The following is an 899-nucleotide window of genomic DNA, read 5'->3' on the forward strand; positions in this document are numbered from 1 at the left end:
CTGCTCGAGCTGCTCTTCCGTGGCGGCGGTGGGTTCGGTCGCGATCTGCTCGGACGTCGTCATCATGGGCTCCGGGTGCTCAGGAGGGGGTGTCGGTGCCGGGCTTGGCGGTCGTCCGCGGTGCCGTTCCGGGCGCCTTGGTCGACTGCTGCTGCTTCTTGGCGCGCTGCTTGCTCACGGGCTGCTGGATCCAGATCGTACTGCGGCCGCCCTCCTCACCGTCGGGGTGGCGCCACGACATGGTGAAGCTCTCTCCGCGGCGGAGCTTGGTCGCGATCACGACCTTCACGTGGGCGAGCACGCGATCCGGGATCCGGATCGGGCGCTCGGAAGAGCCGTAGAACAGTAGGCCCATGAGCGTCTCCTTCCGGAGGTTTCGGCAATCGATATTTTACTAGGTTGCCTAACTATCACAAAGTGAATTCCGGTGATATATCGGTGGGCCGCCAAGTTTCTTTCGCCCCACAGGGATCGTCGGCAGATGTATCGCACCACTGGAATCTCGTTTGCCTAACTAGACTGTCGCATCGGGCGGCCGGACCCTTACAGGAGAGCCATGACGATCGTGACCGAAGACGACCCCTCTACGGTCGCCGCCCGCGCCGTCGAACGACTGCGGCTGGCCGAGGCCCGGCTGGCACGGCGGCGACAGACCGACTGCGGCCCCAGCGAGAACGCACGGGCGGCGATGCGCCTGATCCTCGAACGCACGGACGAGGGCGGCACCGTGACGCCGACGGAGATCGCACAGGCTCTGGCGGTCTCGACGGCATCGGTGACCGGCATGCTGGACCGCCTGGCCGCCGGCGGCCTGATCGGCTTCGCGCCAATCCCGCAGACCGCCGGAGCAAGTTCGTCGTGCCCTTCGACCGGAGCACGGATGCCGACGCGATCGACCC

Annotated in this window: 2 protein-coding genes; one reads left to right on the top strand and one right to left on the bottom strand. The window is 66.5% G+C overall.

The features are described 5' to 3' along the window. Nucleotides 1–79 precede the first annotated feature (79 nt). Nucleotides 80–355 (bottom strand): hypothetical protein, encoded by a 276-nt coding sequence (locus I5G_RS24180; protein ID WP_022880310.1) that lies wholly within the window; start codon nt 353–355, stop codon nt 80–82. 201 nt (nt 356–556) lie between these two features. Between I5G_RS24180 and I5G_RS23460 the strand changes: the two genes are divergently transcribed. Next, on the top strand, nt 557–899 hold a 343-nt coding region (locus tag I5G_RS23460), incomplete at its 3' end, for a MarR family transcriptional regulator (RefSeq protein WP_036329268.1).

This window comes from Microbacterium sp. B19 (genome assembly GCF_000333395.1).
GTDB lineage: Bacteria > Actinomycetota > Actinomycetes > Actinomycetales > Microbacteriaceae > Microbacterium.

What these genes read in the sequence shown, in the direction of transcription:
- I5G_RS24180 (WP_022880310.1), bottom strand. Translation starts at nt 355, where the DNA reads ATGGGCCTACTGTTCTACGGCTCTTCCGAGCGCCCGATCCGGATCCCG.